Source organism: Verrucosispora sp. WMMD1129 (genome assembly GCF_029581255.1).
Lineage (GTDB): Bacteria > Actinomycetota > Actinomycetes > Mycobacteriales > Micromonosporaceae > Micromonospora > Micromonospora sediminimaris.
On sequence record NZ_CP120741.1, the window covers coordinates 3,022,380 to 3,040,151 of the forward strand.

At 70.7% G+C, this 17,772-nt stretch carries 16 protein-coding genes; 6 read left to right on the forward strand and 10 right to left on the reverse strand.

The window, feature by feature from the left end; translation table 11 throughout:
• Positions 1-70: 70 nt before the first annotated feature.
• The 4 genes from eccE to rarD all read left to right on the forward strand — a co-directional run bounded on the left by eccE (position 71) and on the right by rarD (position 3,789).
• Positions 71-1,870, forward strand: a complete 1,800-nt coding sequence (gene eccE / locus O7624_RS13970) for a type VII secretion protein EccE (protein WP_282240326.1) — start codon at positions 71-73, stop codon at positions 1,868-1,870.
• Positions 1,858-2,244 (forward strand): phage holin family protein, encoded by a 387-nt coding sequence (locus O7624_RS13975; protein ID WP_093404048.1) that lies wholly within the window; start codon positions 1,858-1,860, stop codon positions 2,242-2,244. The genes eccE and O7624_RS13975 overlap by 13 nt, the downstream gene beginning before the upstream one ends.
• Before the next feature lie 115 nt (positions 2,245-2,359).
• Entirely contained in the window at positions 2,360-2,857 is a 498-nt protein-coding gene (locus O7624_RS13980; RefSeq protein WP_282240327.1) for a GNAT family N-acetyltransferase, read from the forward strand.
• Complete coding sequence (gene rarD / locus O7624_RS13985; RefSeq protein ID WP_093404045.1) at positions 2,854-3,789, forward strand: EamA family transporter RarD; 936 nt, start codon at positions 2,854-2,856, stop codon at positions 3,787-3,789. The genes O7624_RS13980 and rarD overlap by 4 nt, the downstream gene beginning before the upstream one ends.
• 14 nt (positions 3,790-3,803) lie before the next feature.
• Here rarD and O7624_RS13990 read toward each other — a convergent pair whose 3' ends face one another.
• Together O7624_RS13990 and O7624_RS13995 are read right to left on the reverse strand one after the other, a co-directional pair.
• The gene (locus tag O7624_RS13990) at positions 3,804-4,496 is read right to left on the reverse strand and encodes a zf-HC2 domain-containing protein (protein ID WP_093404044.1); all 693 of its coding nucleotides are present in this window, start codon (positions 4,494-4,496) and stop codon (positions 3,804-3,806) included.
• A complete protein-coding gene (locus tag O7624_RS13995) occupies positions 4,493-5,008 on the reverse strand; it encodes a sigma-70 family RNA polymerase sigma factor (protein ID WP_093404197.1) in 516 nt (171 codons plus the stop codon). The genes O7624_RS13990 and O7624_RS13995 overlap by 4 nt, the downstream gene beginning before the upstream one ends.
• 226 nt (positions 5,009-5,234) lie before the next feature.
• On the opposite strand from O7624_RS13995, the gene O7624_RS14000 reads away from it, so the two are divergent.
• Positions 5,235-7,358: a PhoX family phosphatase gene (locus O7624_RS14000; RefSeq protein ID WP_282240328.1), complete on the forward strand. Its 2,124-nt coding sequence runs from the start codon at positions 5,235-5,237 to the stop codon at positions 7,356-7,358.
• 82 nt (positions 7,359-7,440) lie between these two features.
• On the opposite strand, the gene O7624_RS14005 is transcribed toward O7624_RS14000, so the two are convergent.
• Positions 7,441-8,223 (reverse strand): IclR family transcriptional regulator C-terminal domain-containing protein, encoded by a 783-nt coding sequence (locus O7624_RS14005; protein ID WP_093404196.1) that lies wholly within the window; start codon positions 8,221-8,223, stop codon positions 7,441-7,443.
• 154 nt (positions 8,224-8,377) lie between these two features.
• Between O7624_RS14005 and O7624_RS14010 the strand changes: the two genes are divergently transcribed.
• On the forward strand, positions 8,378-9,568 hold the full coding sequence (locus O7624_RS14010) for an MFS transporter (protein WP_282240329.1): 1,191 nt from the start codon (positions 8,378-8,380) through the stop codon (positions 9,566-9,568).
• An 83-nt stretch (positions 9,569-9,651) separates the two neighbouring features.
• Here O7624_RS14010 and O7624_RS14015 read toward each other — a convergent pair whose 3' ends face one another.
• The 7 genes from O7624_RS14015 to nuoI all read right to left on the reverse strand — a co-directional run bounded on the left by O7624_RS14015 (position 9,652) and on the right by nuoI (position 17,772).
• Complete coding sequence (locus tag O7624_RS14015) at positions 9,652-10,737, reverse strand: polyprenyl synthetase family protein (protein ID WP_282240330.1); 1,086 nt, start codon at positions 10,735-10,737, stop codon at positions 9,652-9,654.
• A 91-nt stretch (positions 10,738-10,828) separates the two neighbouring features.
• Positions 10,829-12,379: an NADH-quinone oxidoreductase subunit NuoN gene (nuoN, locus tag O7624_RS14020; RefSeq protein ID WP_093404037.1), complete on the reverse strand. Its 1,551-nt coding sequence runs from the start codon at positions 12,377-12,379 to the stop codon at positions 10,829-10,831.
• An 87-nt stretch (positions 12,380-12,466) separates the two neighbouring features.
• Complete coding sequence (locus tag O7624_RS14025) at positions 12,467-13,999, reverse strand: NADH-quinone oxidoreductase subunit M (RefSeq protein WP_093404034.1); 1,533 nt, start codon at positions 13,997-13,999, stop codon at positions 12,467-12,469.
• Positions 14,000-14,078: 79 nt separating this feature from the next.
• Positions 14,079-16,025, reverse strand: coding sequence for an NADH-quinone oxidoreductase subunit L (nuoL, locus tag O7624_RS14030; RefSeq protein WP_282240626.1), 1,947 nt, complete (start codon positions 16,023-16,025; stop codon positions 14,079-14,081).
• Positions 16,026-16,049: 24 nt separating this feature from the next.
• Positions 16,050-16,367: an NADH-quinone oxidoreductase subunit NuoK gene (nuoK, locus tag O7624_RS14035; RefSeq protein WP_013731028.1), complete on the reverse strand. Its 318-nt coding sequence runs from the start codon at positions 16,365-16,367 to the stop codon at positions 16,050-16,052.
• Complete coding sequence (locus O7624_RS14040) at positions 16,364-17,134, reverse strand: NADH-quinone oxidoreductase subunit J (RefSeq protein ID WP_093404033.1); 771 nt, start codon at positions 17,132-17,134, stop codon at positions 16,364-16,366. Before O7624_RS14040 ends, nuoK begins: the two co-directional genes overlap by 4 nt.
• Complete coding sequence (nuoI, locus tag O7624_RS14045) at positions 17,131-17,772, reverse strand: NADH-quinone oxidoreductase subunit NuoI (protein WP_093404032.1); 642 nt, start codon at positions 17,770-17,772, stop codon at positions 17,131-17,133. The genes O7624_RS14040 and nuoI overlap by 4 nt, the downstream gene beginning before the upstream one ends.

A 17,772-nucleotide genomic window follows, 5' to 3' on the forward strand; every position in this document is an offset into this window, starting at 1 on the left:
GCCTGCCGGCCCCGGGCCTCGGTTCCGCTCCACCGGAGCACGGCGACGCACCGGCCGCCGGAGGCGGGCGGTGCGTCTTCGGTCGGGGCAGATCGTCGCGACCCAGGTGGTGGCGGCGACGATCGTCGCCGTACCGGGCCGGGGTTCCCTGGCGACTGTTGCCACGACACTGGTGGCGGCCGCGCTGCTCGCCGTGACGTGGTGCCGGGTTCGCCGGCGGTGGTTGCACGAGTGGCTTGTCATCGGCGTCGGCTATCTGGCCCGACGGCGGGCGACCAGAGTCCGCTCCGGTCCGACCGAGCTGCTCGACCTGGTGGACCCGCACGCCGTGATCCGTCCCGTCGAGCTGGGCGACGGTACGGCCGCGGTGTTGGACGACCCGGCCGGCCTGGTGGCGCTGCTGGAGATCGGCGACCCGGCCGACCTGCTCGGTGACGGCGAACTGGCACTACCGTCACCCGCGTCGCTGCTCCCGGTCGAGACCGACCAGGCACCACCCGTACGCGTACAACTTCTCCTGACCGGCACGCCGGCACCGGCGGTCGGTGCCGGGGGCGGCGCGGCGGCCGTCTCCTACCGTCAGCTCACCGACGGGCAGCTGGCCGGCCGGGAGCGGGCGGTGCTGGCGGTGCGGGTGTCGCGGACGCGGGGCTGGCCGGAGGAGGCACTGCGGCACGCCCTCGCGGGTACCGTCCGGCGCATCGTCCGGCGGCTCCGGCCGGTGACCGTGCGACCGATGGGCGAGCAGCCGATCCGGCGGGTGCTCGCCGAGTTCGCCCACCACGACGGACGTCCGGTGCGGGAGTCCTGGCAGGCGGTCCGATGCGGCGGCCTGCTGCAGACCACCTTCCGGTTGAGCCGGTGGCCGGGCGGGGACGCGGCCACGCTCGTGCCCCGGCTGTGGAAACTGCCGGCGACGGCGATCACCGTGTCGCTGCGCACCGGGACGGAGCGGCCGGCGGCCGCCGGGCTGCTCGTCCGGCTGGCCGCGGCGACGCCCGCCGAGCTTTCCGCGGCGGCCCGGCAGTTGCGGCGGGCGGTGGCCACCGACGGCGCAACGATGGAGCGGCTCGACGGCGGCCAGTTGGGCGGGCTCGCCGAAACGCTGCCGTTGGCCCTGCCCGGGGTGTCGCCGCTGACCGGGAAACCGGAGCGGGAGGTGCCGATCGGCAGCGAGGACCTGGCGCGCGAGCTGCCGTTCGGTGCTGCCGGGCTGATGCTCGGCGTCAACCGGCGCGGCCACGCCGTCACCGTCCGGCTGTTCCGGCCGGAGAGCACCCGACTGATGCTCGTCGGCGGGGTACCCGCCGCCCAACTGGTCGTGGCACGCGCGATGGCACTCGGTGCCCGGGTCATCGTCCAGACCGCCCGGCCATCCGCCTGGGAGCGGTTCGTCCGGGGCGTCGGCTGGCCGGGCGGGCCGGTTCGGCTGACACCACCGGACCGCCCGGTGGCCGGGGAACCCGGCACACCACTGACCCCGGTGCTCGTGGTGCTGGACGAGCCAGCGCCGGCCGGTCCCCGGCCGGGCACCGCCTGGCACACCACGCTGCTGGTCCGCGACGTGCTGACCCCGGCCGACGCGGACGCGTTGGGCCGGGCCGATCTGGCGGTGTTCCAGCCGCTCAGCCCGGCGGAAGCGACCGTCGCGGGCAACGCGCTGGGGCTCGGCGACGCGGCGAAGCTGCTGACCCGGATCCGGCACGACATGGTCGCCGTGGTCAACCGACGGGCCCTGCGTTGGGCTCTGCTCGCCTGCACCGCGATCGAGGCACAGCTCATCGGAGCCCGACCCGCCGCCCGGTTGGATGATCTCGCGGGTTCCGCCCACGCGCCCGCCGTGGCACCATGCCCGCCATGGGTTTTCTGAAAGGTCTACTGATCCGGGTCGGCGCCACGGCGGTGGCCTTCTGGCTGGCCACACTGCTTATCCCCGGTATCTCGCTCGACACGGAATCGGTCTCCGAGACGATCCTGACCCTGATCCTCGTCGCGGTCATCTTCGGGGTCGTCAACGGGGTGCTCCAGCCGATCATCAAGACCGTCGGCTGTGGTTTCTACCTGCTCACCCTCGGCCTGATCGCACTTGTGGTCAACGGCCTGCTCTTCCTGCTCACCGGCTGGATCGCGGATCAGGCCGGGCTGCCCTTCGACGTCGACGGCTTCTGGCCGGCCGCGGTGCTGGGGGCGCTCTTCGTCGGTGTCGTCACGTGGATCCTCGGCGCCATCCTCGACCGCGACTGACCGCCTCTGGAAACCGCTCGCGCCCGGCCGGCAGCCACCGGCCCGGCGCGAGCGGCGGCCATATCCCGGGAATTGGCTGCCGAAACGCCCAGGTTGAGGCACTAGCTTCGGCGGAGTGTTCACTCTCGCCCGCGATGACGGCTACACGATCAGCACCGATCCCGCCCGGCTCGACCTGGATCTCGTGCACACCTGGCTCAGCCGGGACGCGTACTGGGCGCTCGGGCGGGACCGGGAGACGGTGACGCGGGCGTTCGCCGGATCCGTCGGGTTCGGCGTGTACCGGCCGACGGACGGCCAGCAGGTCGCCGTCGCCCGGGTCATCACCGACCGGGCCACCTTCGCCTACCTCTGCGACGTCTACGTCGACCGGGTCGAACGGGGCCGAGGGCTGGGCACCTGGCTGGCCGGCGCGGTCCGTGACCACCTGGCCGAGCTTGGCGTACGCCGGATCCTGCTGGCCACCAACGACGCCCACGGGGTGTACGCGAAGGTCGGCTTCAGCGACGTACGCGCCGACCGGTGGATGGAGTTCGACCAGCGCGACCAGGTCGTGAGCCCGCTCACCAGCAAGGATCGACAGCCCAGTACGCCCCTTACGGTGGAGCCGTGACGTCGCTCCGCCTCGGATACCTCTACGGATTGGGTGCGTACCTGCTGTGGGGGTTCTTCCCGCTCTACTTCAAGCTGCTGCGCCCGGCCGGTCCGCTGGAGATCCTGGCCCACCGGGTGGTGTGGTCCGTCGCCTTCGTCGCCCTGCTGCTCGTCGCGCTGCGCAACATCGGCTTCCTGCGGGCGTTGCTACGCCGGCCCCGGACCCTCGCGGGTATCGGCGCCGCAGCCACGCTTATCGCGGTCAACTGGTTCACCTACATCTACGGCGTCAACTCCGACCGGGTGGTGGAGACCGCCCTCGGCTACTTCATCAACCCGCTGGTGGTGGTCCTGCTCGGGGTGCTGGTGCTCCGCGAGCGACTGCGCCCGGCGCAGTGGTCGGCCCTCGGCGTCGGTGCCCTGGCCGTGGCCGTGCTCACCGTCGACTACGGCCGGCTGCCGTACCTCGCGCTCATTCTGGCGTTCAGCTTCGGCGGGTACAGCCTGGTGAAGAAGCGCCTGGGCCTGCCTGCGGCGGAGGGCCTGTTCGTCGAGTCGGCCGTGCTGTCGCTGCCTGCGCTGGGCTACCTCGGCTGGCTCGCCGCCACCGGTGACGCCGCGTTCGGCCACGTCTCGGCCGGGCACACGGCCCTGTTGGTGCTCGCCGGAGCGCTGACCGCCATTCCGCTGCTGCTCTTCGCCGGTGCCGCCAACCGGCTGCCACTGTCCGCCCTCGGCATGCTCCAGTACGTGGCGCCGATCCTCCAGCTCGGCTGCGGTGTACTGATCTTCCACGAGCCGATGCCGCCGGCCCGGCTGGCCGGTTTCGCCCTGGTTTGGCTCGCGCTGATCGTCTTCACCGCCGACGCCGTACGCCAGGCGCGGCACACCCGCCGCCTGCGCCTGGACGGCACCGTGCCACCCACGCCAGCGGTCGCCACCAGCCGCTGACGCTCAGGCCCGATTCAGCGGACCTCGTAGGCGAGCACGGGAGTGCCGTCGGCACGGATCAGTTCCAGCCGGACCAGTTGGGCGTTTGTGAACCGGGTCGCCCCGGTGATCCGCAGGTCGTCGCCGGGCGCCGCCAGCCAGGAGCCGATCTGCTCCTGCGAACCGTCCCCGGCGTGCGCCACCAGTCGGAAGGCGTTCGCCTTTCCGTACCCGGCCCGCTCGTCGTAGCCGCAGTGCATGGTGACCTCGGTGCCCCAGTTGGTGCCGGTCAGGCCGATCTCGGCGTGCACCGGCACCGTGCCGGCCACCGGTTGCATCTGCACCATCCGGACCTGGGCCGCCGGCCCGTTCGGCCCCTGCCCGGGCAGGACCGTGGCCACCCCGAGGCCGACCACCAGAGCGAACGCGGCGGCGGCCAGCCCGATGACCGCGTACCGCAGCCGGCTGGCCTGCCGCTCACGGCGTCGGCGCTCCCGCGCGGCATTGAGCAGCTCGGGCACCCGGGGGTTCTCCGGCGGCGGCAGGAACTGTTCGAGGCTGGCCGGGTCCAGCCGGCCGAGCAGGCCGGGCAGTACGGCGATCTCGGAGACCGACTGCTGGCAGGCCGGGCAGTCGACGAGATGCCGTTCGTAGGCCACCCGGTCGGCGGGAGAGAGCGCGCCCAGCACGTACGCCCCGTCGTCGTACGCGAACTCGCAACGGCTCATCCGGTCACCCCCATCTCGGCCAGGACCAGCCGTAGGGAGCGCAGCGCGTAATGGGTGCGGGACTTCACCGTGCCCGGCGGCACGCCCAGCCGGGAGGCCGCCTCGGAAACCGACCGTCCCTGGTAGAAGCACTCCACCAGGACATCGCGGTGCGAGGGACTGAGCCGGTTGAGCGCCTCCGCGACCGTCCACGCCTCGACGGCCCGCTCGGTTTCGTCGACGACCTCCGGCGGCTCGGGAAGTTCATCGGTGTAGACCTCGCCGACCCGGGTGGAACGCCGCCGCCAGGCGTCGATCGCGAGGTTGCGGGCGGTGGTGAAGAGCCAGGCCCGTACCGAACCGCGCCGGGGGTCGAGCGACTCCGGATGCCGCCAGGCCCGCAGCAGCGTCTCCTGCACCAGGTCCTCGGCCCGCTGCCGGTCACCGTTGACCAGCCGCAGCGCGTGCGCGTACAGCGCCTCGGCATGCTCGTCATGCAGGGCGCGCAGCAGGTGGGCGTCGTGGTCGCTGATGGTCTTCTCCTCGCTCTCGGCGCGAGCGGGCGCGGTGTTACGACCAGAGATACGTGCTGTCACGCCGAACGGTTCATTCCCAGCTCAACCTGGGATTCCCGGGGAGGGGAGTTCATCGCTGGTTCACATCGACGCTGACCCGCGCTCACCACGCCGCCCTAGCGTCCGGCGGGTACGCGTCGGTGACCTGCACCGACGTGCACCGACCCTCAGGAGGATCCTCCCCATGAGCGACCGTCCTCGGCTGCTTCCGCTGCTGGGCACCCCCCGCCACGGCAGCCGCGACGCCATGACCTGCCTATACCGCTGCGGCAACGCCTGTGACCACCCGGTACCCAACACCTCCGACAACGCGTACTTCGGTGACGTGGTGAACGCCGAGGTCAGCCGCCGCGGCGTGGTCCGCGCCGGGGCGGTCGGCGCCCTGGTGCTCGGTTTCAGCGGCGCTGCGACCGGCGCGCTGGCCGGCGCGGCGCCCGCCGCCGCGGCCCCGGTCCCGCCGGTGCCCCCGGCCGGTCAGCCGGCGGCGGCCGGCCGTCGTCCGGGCAGCGGTGCCCTGAGCTTCAAGCCGATCCCGCCGAACACCCTCGACACCTTCGTCGTCCCGAACGGCTACGACCACGCCGTAATCATCCGCTGGGGCGACCCGGTGGTGCCCGGTGCGCCGGAGTTCAACCTGCGCCGGCAGACCGCCGCCGCGCAGGCCAAGCAGTTCGGCTACAACAACGACTTCGTCGGTGTGCTGCCGTTGGACAAGCGCGGTAAGCGGGCGCTGCTCGTGGTCAACCACGAGTACACCAACGAGGACCTGATGTTCCCCGGCTTCACCAGCCAGGACGCCCTCAGCGTCGAGCAGGTGAAGGTGGCGATGGCCGCACACGGCATGTCCGTGGTGGAGATCGAGCGGGTCGCCGGCACCGGCCAGTGGCAGGTCGTCGACTCCGGCCGCCGGCCGTACAACCGCCGCGTCGACGCGCTGAGCAGCAAGTTCGAGCTGACCGGCCCGGCCGCCGGCTCGTCGTTCCTGAAGACGGCCGCCGATCCGAAGGGGCGTACGGTCATCGGCACGCTCAACAACTGCGCCGGTGGGGTCACCCCCTGGGGCACGGTGCTCTCCGGTGAGGAGAACTTCAACCAGTACTTCGTCGGCGGCGACGCGGCGCCGGAGTCGGAGAAGGCCCGGCTGGCGCGCTACGGGATCAGCACCACCGCCCGCTACCCCAGCGGCAGCCGCAAGTGGGACCGGGCCGCCGAACGCTTCGACCTCGCCAAGCACCCCAACGAGGCCAACCGGCACGGCTGGGTCGTGGAGATCGACCCGTTCGACCCGGAGAGCCGCCCGCGCAAGCACACCGCACTGGGCCGGTTCAAGCACGAGGGCGCGAACGTCATCGTCGCGCGCAGCGGGCACGTGGTCGCCTACATGGGCGACGACGAGCGCTTCGACTACCTCTACAAGTTCGTCTCGGACAAGAAGTTCATGAAGGGTGACTCCTGGGTCGCCCGCAAGCACAACCTGACGCTGCTGGAGTCGGGCACCCTCTACGTCGCCAGGCTCGACCAGACCAGCGCCGAGGAGATCGACGGCTCCGGCACCCTGCCCAGCGACGGCGCCTTCAACGGCCGGGGCCGCTGGATCAAGCTGGTCAGCGGCAACCGCTCCTACGTGGACGGCATGACCGCCGCCGAGGTGCTGACCTTCACCCGGTTCGCCGGTGACAAGGTCGGCGCGACCAAGATGGACCGTCCGGAGGACGTCGAGCCGAGCCTGCTCACCGGCAAGGTGTACGTGGCGCTGACCAACAACTCCGCCCGTGGAGTCGGCAGCAACCCGGCGCCGGACGAGGCCAACCCCCGTGCCGCGAACCGGCACGGGCAGATCCTGGAGCTGGTCGAGGACCGGGGGGACAACACCTCCGACACGTTCCGGTGGTCGCTGCCGATCGTCTGCGGCGACCCGGCGGACCCGTCGACCTACTTCGCCGGGTACGACAAGACCAAGGTCTCGCCGATCTCCTGCCCGGACAACGTGGCCTTCGACGCCACCGGCAACCTCTGGATCTCCACCGACGGCAACGCGTTGGGCAGCAACGATGGCCTCTTCGCCACCGCGACCGAAGGCCCGGAGCGCGGCCACCTGAAGCAGTTCCTGACCGTGCCGGTCGGTGCGGAGACCTGCGGTCCGTTCATCACCGAGGACAACCGCTCGGTCTTCGTCGCCGTGCAGCACCCGGGTGAGATCACCGGTGCCACGGTGGACAACCCGGCCTCCACCTGGCCGGACGGCGACTACGCCAAGCCGGGCGTGGTGGTGACCTGGCGGCTGGACGGCGGACCGGTCGGTAGCTGACCCCGCTCCGGCATCGCGCCGGCCGCCCATCCGACGGCCCTCTCCCCACCAGGGAGGGGGCCGTCTCGGCAGGCGCCGAGGGTCAGTTGTCGGCGGCCAGGCCGTCGGCGATGGCGCGCGCGGCGGTGAGCAGTTTCGTCCGCACCACCCGGGCGGAGGTCATCATCTCGCTGGCGGGCAGCGCGCAGGCCAGCACCGTCCGCCGTTCCATGTCCTTGTCCGGGCACACCAGTACGGCGGCGCAGGCCACGCCCTGCCGGAACTGGCCCAACTCCAGCTGCATCCCGCGTCGGTCCCCCGCCGACAGGTCGGCCTCGAAGGCCTCCGGGGTGGTGAGGGTGGCGCTGGTGAACGGACGCATGCCGTACTCGCGCAGGTAACGGTGGCGCTGCTCGGCGGTGAGCGTGGCGAGCAGCGCCTTGCCGAGCGCGGTCGCATGCGCGCCCTCGTCGAACCCGGGGACGAGATCCTCCAGGTACGGCGAGCGGTGCCCCTCCGCCACTGCGGTGATCGCCACCTGGCCACCCACGAACCGGCCCAGGAAGTGGCTCCAGCCGGTCTCCAGGGCCGCCCGCCGCAGGCTCTCCCCGATGGCCGGTGAGCCACGGAAAGCGGCGACCAGCTCCCGGTACCGGTCGGCCACCTCCAGACCCACGATGTACGTGCCGTCCTCCCGACGGATCACATAGCCCTCGTAGGCGAGGGTGCGGACCAGGTGGTACGTGGTGGCCACGGTCAGCTCACAGCGGCGGGCGATCTGTTTGACCGTCAGGCCCCGCGGGGCACGACCGACCGACTCGAGCACTCGAAGCGCGCGGGAGACACTTCGGATCAGGTCCGAAGGTTCCGCCAGGGGGTCACGCACAACCACCTCCGCCACCGGGGACTTACACCATATGAAAAAGCGGCCCGGCGCGAAACGCCTGATCGGGTGGATGATCCAAGGGAATCGAATACGCGATGTGACGTACGCCCCACTTTCCGTCGCCGAGATGCGGCTGGCGTAGGTTGGCCGCACCATGACCCGCATCGCCCCTCCACACACCTCGGCGGCCGCCGCACGACCCGTCCGGGCCAGTGCGGTCGCGGTCACCGTCACGATCGTCTGTGTCCTGCCGGTCTTCCTGGTCGGCGGGCTCGCCGTACAACTGCGGGAGGAGTTGGGCTTCTCCCCCGCCGGTCTGGGACTCGTCGTGGCGGTCTACTTCGCTGTCGGTGCCCTCGCCTCGGTGCCGTCCGGTGCGCTGGTGGAGCGGTGGGGTGCCGCCGTGGTGGCTCGGACCGGCATCGTGGTGTCCGCCGGCGCCCTGCTGGCCGTGGCGGTGGCTGCCCGGTCGTATCCGGTGCTGGTCGGTCTGCTCGCCGTGGCCGGCACCGCGAACGCGCTCGGTCAACTGTCCAGCAACGCCCTGCTCGCCCGGCACGTCCCGCCCCGTCGGCAGGGGCTCTCGTTCGGCGTCAAGCAGGCGGCCATCCCGGTCTCCACCCTGCTGGCCGGTGTGGCGGTACCCACCCTCGCGTTGACCGTCGGTTGGCGTTGGGCCTTCGTGGCGGCCGCCGGTGCGGCGCTGGCCGCGCTGCCGGCCGTACCCGCGCAGGGCGCTCCGCCGGCACGGCGGCGCACTGGACGGGCCGGCGGCGCGAGCCCGGGCCTGGTCCTCGTCGGGGTGGCCGCGACGCTGGCCGCGGGCGCGGCGAACGCGCTCGGCACCTTCGTGGTCGACGCCTCGGTCGACCGGGGCCTAGGTCCGGGCATGGCCGGGCTGACCCTGACTCTCGGCAGCGCGGTCTGCGTAGCGGCCCGGGTCGGGGTCGGCTGGTTGGCCGACCGACGCACCGGCGGACACATCGCGGTGATCGCTGGTCTGCTGGTGGCCGGCGCGGTGGGGCTGGGCCTGCTCGCGGTGGCCGGCCCCGGGCCGTTGGTGGCCGGCGTGGTGCTCGGCTTCGGTCTCGGCTGGTCCTGGCCCGGGCTGATGAACTTCGCGGTGGTGCAACTGCATCCGCAGGCACCGGCCGCCGCCACCTCGATCACCCAGACCGGGGTGTACGCGGGCGGCTGTCTCGGCCCGCTCGCCCTCGGCCCGCTCGCCGCCGCAGCCGGCTATCCAACGATGTGGCTGACGGCCGCCGCAGCCATGCTCGCCGCCGCCATCCTCATGCTCACCACCACCCACCTCCTCCCCACCCCCCACCTCCCGGAAGGTTGATCAAGAAGTTTGCGTCGGGATTCGCGCGGACAGCGACCAAAACTTCTTGATCACCCCGTTGGGGTAGGGCCCGGTGGGGTGGGTTAGCTGGTGCGGTCGGCTATGTGGTCGCAGAGGGATTCGAGGGCGCGGCGGGCCGGGCCGGGTGGGAGGGGTGCGAGGTGGGCGCGGGCGTCCTCGGCGAAGCTACGGACGGTTTCGCGGGCGCGCTTGAGCGCCGGACTCTCCCGGAGCAGACCGAGCGCCTCGGCGTGCAGGGTGTCGTCGGTCAGCGGACCGGTGGCCAGGATCTCCCGCAGGCGCACGGAGGCGGCGTCCGCGTCGTCGGAGGCGAGAGCGTAGAGCACCGGCAGGGTGGGCACGCCCTCCCGCAGATCCGTGCCGGGCGTCTTGCCTGACTCCGTCGACTCGCTGGCGATGTCGAGCAGGTCGTCGGAGAGCTGGAAGGCCACCCCGATGGTCTCGCCGTACCCGGCCAGCGCCGCCACCTGGTCCGGGGCGGCCCCGCTGAACTGGGCGCCGAAATGAACGCTGGTGGCGATCAGGGAACCGGTCTTCTCGGCGATCACCCGCAGATAGTGTGCCACCGGATCATCACCGGCCCGTGGGCCGATGGTCTCGGCGATCTGCCCGTGGACCAGCCGGGCGAAGGTTCGCGCCTGCAAGCGCACCGCTTCGGGGCCCAGCTCGGCCGCGACGTCCGCAGCCCGAGCGAAGAGGTAGTCACCGACCAGAATGGCCACCGAATTGGTCCATCGGGAGTTTGCGCTGGGTGCGCCCCGGCGCACCGACGCCTCGTCCATGACGTCGTCGTGGTAGAGCGTGGCCAGGTGGGTCAGCTCCACCACCACGGCCGCCGAGACGACCTCGGCTCGCGTCGGGTCGCCGAACTGGGCGCCCAGGGCCACCAGCAGCGGCCGGAACCGCTTGCCGCCGGCCTCCACCAGGTGCCGGGCCGCCTCGGTGACGAACGGGTCGGCGCTGGCGATGCTCGCCAACAGCTCCGCCTCGACCGCCGCCAACACGCCGAGCACGGACTCCTCAGTGCGCGGATCGGCGAGGTGAAGGCCGAGCGCGCCGAACTGAGCCGCGCCGGACCGGCTCCGGCGACCACCGGAGCCGGTGACGCCTGAACCCTCGCCACCCCTAATCACCACGCCTCCAACCATGCCACACAAGTTCTACCTGCAACGGACCGGGGATACGCGGCGAGGGCCGGCCCACAGCGCGTGGACCGGCCCTCGTTCGGCAGGTCAGCCGTTACCTGACGAAGTCGGCGGCTGAGGACGCGAGGTCGAGCAGCGGCGACGGCGCGACGCCGAGAACCAGCGTGGCGAGCACCCCGATCACCAGGGCGGCCGAGGTGAGCCCGCCGGGAACGGCCACCGTCGGCGTGGAGTCACCCGGTTCGGAGAGCCACATCAGCACCACGACCCGCAGGTACGGGAAGGCCAGCACCATGCTGGTCAACACGCCCGCGATGACCAGCCACACCTGCCCGCCGTCCAACGCCGGGCCGAAGACGGCGAACTTGCTGGTGAAGCCACTGGTCATCGGGATACCCGCGAAGGCGAGCAGGACGAAGGTGAAGACCGAGGCGTAGACCGGCGACCGCCGGCCCAGCCCGGCCCAGCGGGACAGGTGAGTCGCTTCGCCGTCGGCGTCGCGTACCAACGTCACCACCGCGAACGCGGCAAGCACCGTGAAGCCGTACGCGACCAGGTAGAACATGGTGCCGGAAAGGCCCTCGCTGCCCGGTGCGAGCACACCGACCAGCAGATAGCCGGCGTTGGCGATCGACGAGTACGCAAGCAGCCGCTTGATGTCGGTCTGCGTCACCGCGAACAGCGCGCCGACCAGCATGGTGAGCACCGCCACAGCGCCCAGCACCGGAGTGAAGTCCCAGCGGGCCCCCTCGAAGGCCACGTGGAACACCCGCAGCAGGGCACCGAACGCGGCGACCTTGGTGCAGGCCGCCATGAAACCGGTCAGCGGCGTCGGCGCGCCCTGGTAGACGTCCGGCGTCCAGACGTGGAACGGCGCAGCGGCCGCCTTGAACAGCAGCCCGATGGCGACAAGCGCCATACCGGCGAAGAGCAGCACCGGGCTGGCCGTCGAGTTCGCCACGGCCGCGTTGACGGTGGCGAAGTCCACCCCGGCCGCCCGGTCGCCCAGGCCGGCGGTGAAGCCGTAGATCAGCGCCAGGCCGAACAGGAAGAAGGCCGAGGCGTACGCGCCAAGCAGGAAGTACTTCATCGCCGCCTCCTGGCTAAGCAGCCGCCGGCGACGGGCCAGGGCGCAGAGCAGGTAGAGCGGCAGCGAGAAGACTTCCAGCGCGATGAACATGGTCAGCAGGTCGTTCGCCGACACGAAGATCAGCATGCCGCCGATGGCGAACGTGGTGAGTGGGTACACCTCGCCCGCGCCACCGGCGTTCTCCGCCTGCTGGCGGTCCTCCGGCGAGTCGGCGGTCACCGCGGCCTGCGCGACGAACGCGCCGCCGCGCTCGACAACCCGCTCGCCGAGCAGCAACAGCGCCACCGCCGACAGGGCGAGGATCGCGCCCTGAAGGAACAGCGTCGGCCCGTCGACGGCGATCACCCCGATGGTGATCACCCGCTTGTCGGCGTTGACCACCACCATGGTCAACGCTGCCAGCACCGCCAGCAGCGCCAGGGGCAACTGCACTGGGTGCCGCAGTCGCCGGGGCACGAACGCCTCGACCAGCACCCCGACCACCGCCGCGCCCAACATGATCAGGATCGGCGCGATCGCCGCGTAGTCGATCGGCGGCAGTTCAAGCTCGGTCACTGGACCAGCCTTTCGTTCGCGACTGCGGGGCTCGCAAGCTCACTCCTCGCGCTCACCCAACCAGCCTTTCGTTCGCGACTGCGGGGCTCACCGACTCGCCTCCTGGACGGTGTCTGCCGACGGGGCCGGGTCGGTCCGGCCGACGTCCTCCATGGTCGCCTGGATGGCGGGGTTGATCACGTCCGTCACCGGCTTCGGATAGAAGCCGAGCAGCACGATCAGCGCGATCAGCGGCGCCACGACGACCTTCTCGCGGAGGTTGAGGTCGCGCTTCATACCGTCGATCTCGGTCAGCGCCGGGTTCAGCGTGCCCTGCGTGGTGCGCTGCACCATCCACAGCACGTACGCCGCCGCCAGGATGATGCCCAGCGTGGCGATCACCGCGACCGGCTTGTTGACCGTGAACGTGCCGATCAGCACCAGGAACTCGGAGACGAACGGCGCGGTACCGGGCAGCGCCAGCGACGCGAGACCAGCGAAGAAGAGCACCCCGGCCAGCACCGGCACCAGCTTGCCCGCACCCCCGAAGTCACTTACCAGCGCCGAGCCCCGACGCGCGATCAGCATGCCCACCACCAGGAAGAGCAGGCCGGTGGCGAGGCCGTGGTTGACCATGTACAGCACGGCTCCGGTGCCCGCCTGCGTGGTGAAGGCGAAGATGCCCACGCCGATGAAGCCGAAGTGGGCGATCGAGGTGTACGACACCAACCGCTTGAGGTCGTTCTGCCCGACGGCCAACAGCGCCGCGTAGATGATCCCGATGACCGCCAGAGCCAACGCCCACGGCGCGAACCACTGGGCCGCGTCCGGGAACAGCGGCAGGCAGTAGCGCAGGATGCCGAAGGTGCCGACCTTGTCCAGGACGCCGACCAGGAGTGCGGCGGCACCGGCGGGTGCCGCGCCACCGGCGTCCGGCAGCCAGGTGTGGAAGGGGAAGAACGGTGCCTTGATCGCGAAGGCGATGAAGAAGCCGAGGAAGAGCCAGCGCTCGGCACCGGTGGAGATGTCCACCTCCGACAGCGCCACCCAGTCGAAGGTCTTGCCGCCGACCACCCACAGGCCGATCACGGCGGCCAGCATGAACAGGCCGCCGACAAGCGAGTAGAGGAAGAACTTCACCGCCGCGTACTGCCGCTGGTGGCCGCCGTAGCTGCCGATCAGGAAGTACATCGGCACCAGCATGACCTCGAAGAACACGTAGAACAGGAAGACGTCGGCGGCGGCGAAGACGCCGAGCATCGTGCATTCGAGAACGAGCAGCAGCGCGAAGTAGACCGGCACCGACCGCTTGGACGACTCCGCGTCGTGCCAGGAGGCGAGGATCACCAGCGGCACCAGCACCGCGATCAGCATCAGCATCACCAGCGCGATGCCGTCGGCGGCGAAGGTGAAGTTGACGCCCCAGGTCGGGATCCACGGGTACGACTCGCGGAACTGGAAGCGCTGGCCATCCACCTGCCAGGTCACCCACATGACCACCGACAGCGCCAGCACCAGCAGCGACCAGCCGAGCGCGACCTGCTTCGCCAGCGTCGGCCGGCTGCGCGGCAGGAGGGCGACGACCACGGCGCCGACCAGCGGCGCCACGGTGAGCACCGAGAGGAACGGGAAGTCGGACATTATGCGGTCTTACCTCCGTCGTCACTGTGCGGTCCGCCGGCGACGGCCGCCTGTGAGGCCGACAGCCTCAAGAGGTCGATCACGCGAACCACCCCGCCTGTACGGCCAGGAAGGCGGCTACCACCAGGAGCGCACCGGTCAGGATCGAGGTGGCGTACGACCGGACGAAGCCGGTCTGCAACCGCCGGAGCCGGCCCGATCCACCGCCGACGCCTGCGGCCAGGCCGTTGATCAGCCCGTCGATGCCACGGTTGTCGAGGTAGACAAGCGCCCGGGTGAGGAAGATGCCCGGCTTTTCGAAGACCGCCTCGTTGACCGCGTCGGTGTAGAGGTTCTTGCGGGCCGCGGTGACCAGCACCCCGGCCGGCTGCGGCGAGGTCGCCGTCCCGTTGCGGAACAGGAACCAGCCCAGCGCCGCACCGAGCACGGTGACTCCCAGCGACAGGACCACGATCGCCCAGTGCGGCAGCACCGCGTCGTGGTGCGCCTCGGCCGTGCCGAGCCCGGCGGTGGTGGTCAGCCAGTCCGGCACGGACGTGGCCAGCAGCCAACCCGCACCCAGCGAGCCGATGCCGAGCAGGACCAGCGGGATCGTCATCAGCGCCGGCGACTCGTGCGGGTGCTCGATGTCCTCGGTCCACCGCTTCGGCCCGTGGAAGGTCAGCACGAAGAGCCGGGTCATGTAGAAGGCGGTCAACGCGGCGCCGAGCACCGCCGCACCACCGAACAGCCAGGCCGTCCATCCCTCCCGCTCGAAGGCGGCGGCGATGATCGGCTCCTTCGAGAAGTAGCCGGAGAAGGGGAACATGCCGATGATGGCCAGCCATCCCGCGCCGAAGGTCAGCCAGGTGATCCTCATGTACTTCGACAGACCGCCGAAGCGACGGATGTCGACCTGGTCCTTCATGCCGTGCATGACCGAGCCGGCGCCGAGGAACATGTTGGCCTTGAAGAAGCCGTGCGCCAGCAGGTGCACGATGGCCAGCGCGTACGCCGCGCCGCCCAGCCCGACACCGAGGAACATGTAGCCGATCTGGCTGACCGTGGACCAGGCCAGCACCCGCTTGATGTCGTCCTTGGCGCACCCGATGACGGCGCCGATCAGCAGGGTCAGCGCGCCGACGCTGACCACCACCAGCTGCAACGTGGCGTTGGCCGAAAAGATGATGTTGGAGCGGGCGATCAGGTACACACCGGCGGTGACCATCGTCGCGGCGTGGATCAGCGCCGACACCGGGGTCGGGCCCTCCATCGCGTCCGGCAACCACGCCTGGAGCGGGAACTGACCGGACTTGCCGGCCGCGCCGAGCAGCAGCAGCAGGCCGAGCACCAGCACGGTGCCGCCAGCCAGCGCGCCGATCCCGTTGAACACCTCGTCGTACTGCGTGGTGCCGAGGGTGGCGAACATGATGAAGATCGCGATGGCCAGGCCGGCGTCGCCGACCCGGTTCATCAGGAACGCCTTCTTACCGGCGGTGGCGGCGGCCGGCTTGGTGTACCAGAAGGAGATCAGCAGGTACGACGCCAGACCGACGCCCTCCCAGCCGAAGTAGAGCATCACGTAGTTGTTGCCGAGCACCAGCAGCAACATCGCCGCGATGAACAGGTTGAAGTACGCGAAGAAGCGACGCCGGCCGGCGTCGTGCGCCATGTACTCGACGGCGTACAGGTGGATCAGGAAGCCCACACCGGTGATCAGCAGGACGAAGACCCCGGCCAACGGGTCGAACAGCAGGCCGAAGTCCACGTGCAGGCCGCCGACCGCGATGAAGTCCCAGAGGCTCAGTTGGACCGACCTGTTCTCCAGGCCGCGCAGGCCGAGGAAGTAGCTCAGGCCGAGCAGGAAGGCGGCACCGACGGCGGCCACCCCGAGCCAGTGTCCCCACCTGTCGGCCCGCCGGCCGAGCAGCAGCAGGATCGTCGCGCTGACCAGCGGGATGGCCACCAGCAGCCAGACGCTGCTCAGCAGCCCGTCCGCCGTCGCGTACGAGACGGTCTCGGCCGGAGCAGCCTGGGCGTACGTCATGATTTCGTCCACCGGTGGGCCCCTCTAGTACTTCAGCAGGTTGGCGTCGTCGACGCTGGCGGAGCGTCGGGTGCGGAAGATCGCCATGATGATGGCCAACCCGACCACGACCTCGGCCGCCGCCACCACCATCACGAAGAACGCCATGATCTGGCCGTTGAGGTCACCGTTCATCCGGCTGAAGGTGACCAACGCCAGGTTGGCCGCGTTGAGCATCAGCTCGACACACATGAACAGCACGATCGCGTTGCGCCGGACCAGCACCCCAGCGGCGCCGATGGTGAACAGCACCGCGGCGAGGACCAGGTAGTAGTTCGGCTCGACCGAGAAGAAGTCACTCATTTCTCAGTGCCCTTCAGCGTGGTCTCCTCGGCGGTCAGCTCCCGTACCGGCAGGATGTCCGGCGTGCTGCGGTCGCTCAGCCGCCCGTCCGGCAGGCGGGCCGGGGTGGCGACCGACGAGGAGGTGGCGAAGACACCCGGGCCGGGCTTCGGGCCGGGGTAGTTGCCGGGCGCGAAGCGGGCCTTCATGGTGGCCACCTGGTCGCGCTTGTCCTCCTTGCGCCGCTCGACGTGCGCGAGGATCATGCCGCCGATGGTGGCGGTGATCAGCAGCGCCGCGGTGAGTTCGAAGGCGAAGATGTAGTCGGTGAAGAGCAACCGGGCGATGCCCTCCACGTTGCCGCCCGCGTTGGCCTGCTCCAGGCCGAGCGGGGTGCTGCCCTGCGTGGCCCGGTAGACCCCGCTGCCGAGCAGGCCGGCGAAGCCGAGCCCCAGCCCGATCGCCGCGATCCGCTGGCCGCGCAGCACCTCGATCAGCGAGTCGGACGCCTCCCGGCCGACGAGCATCAGCACGAACAGGAAGAGCATCATGATCGCGCCGGTGTAGACGATGATCTGCACCATGCCGATGAACGGTCCCGCCTGGAGCACGTAGAACACCCCGAGGCTGAGCATGGTCAGCACCAGCCACAGCGCCGAGTGCACCGCGTTGCGGGCGACGACCATGCCGATCGCACCGGCCAGTGCGAGCGGAGCGAGGATCCAGAAGGTCACCGCCTCGCCGCCGGAGACCGCACCGGAGGCGGCGAGCAGCGTCGAGGTGTTCATGCCGACTCCCCCTTCTCCGCCTCGGCCCGCGCGGCGGCCTGCTCGGCACCGGGGAAGGTGACGCCCGGGTGCTCGTCGACCTGGTAGCGGCCCGGTCCCATCGGGGAGCGCTCCGCCCCGGCGGAGGTGCCCGGGTTCGTCAGGCTCCCGACGTAGTAGTCCTTCTCGCTGTCGCCCAGCCGCATCGGGTGGGGCGGCTGCTCCATCCCCGGCAGCAGCGGCGCCAGCAACTGCTCCTTGGTGAAGATCAGGTCCTGGCGGTTGTCCCGGGCCAGCTCGTACTCGTTGCTCATGGTCAACGAGCGGGTGGGGCAGGCCTCGATGCAGAGTCCGCAGAAGATGCACCGGGCGTAGTTGATCTGGTAGACGCTGGCGTACCGCTCACCCGGTGAGAACCGCTGCTCGTCGGTGTTGTCGCCACCCTCGACGTAGATCGCGTCCGCCGGGCAGGCCCAGGCGCACAATTCACAGCCGATGCACTTCTCCAGCCCGTCCGGGTGCCGGTTGAGGATGTGCCGCCCGTGGTAGCGGGGGGCCGGCGTCGGTGGGGTGAACGGGTAGTCGGTGGTGACGACCTTCTTGAACATGTGCGAGAAGGTGACCCCGAAGCCCTTGAACGTTCCGGTGATCGCGCCCAC